The organism is Kytococcus schroeteri, assembly GCF_002847825.1.
GTDB classification, from domain to species: Bacteria; Actinomycetota; Actinomycetes; order Actinomycetales; family Dermatophilaceae; genus Kytococcus; species Kytococcus schroeteri.
In genome coordinates this window covers 1-308 of sequence record NZ_PKIZ01000154.1, presented here as the reverse complement: position 1 = coordinate 308, position 308 = coordinate 1, and the positions used below count along the sequence as shown (strand labels likewise).

General features: G+C 56.8%; 1 pseudogene. It reads right to left on the bottom strand.

The features are described from left to right. Positions 1-68 precede the first annotated feature (68 nt). Positions 69-308 (bottom strand): annotated as a pseudogene (locus tag CYJ76_RS13015) (aa3-type cytochrome oxidase subunit III); the annotation flags it as partial.

Sequence of the window (308 nt, the reverse complement as noted above, 5' to 3'; positions counted from 1 at the left end):
TCGAACCACTGGAGGCTTGCTCCGTGGTTGCGTTGGTGGAGTTGATATCCATCTTGTTCCCTTATTTGTTAGTCAATGGAATTGCGATCGTAGCCCTGGCCGATGAGGAAGATAGTTCCCAGCAGCGCGGACAGTGCGTACCACTTGCGTAGCGCGAAGACGTCACCCCTCTCCGCTGCGAAGACGCCCCACTGAGCAGTGAACGAAGAACTGATCAGGATGACCGTAATCGTTGCCGCGAAGGGCACGTTCAGCTCGGTGGGCTCGGACGGCCAATTGCCGCCAGAGTTGGCCTTGGACACGAAGTA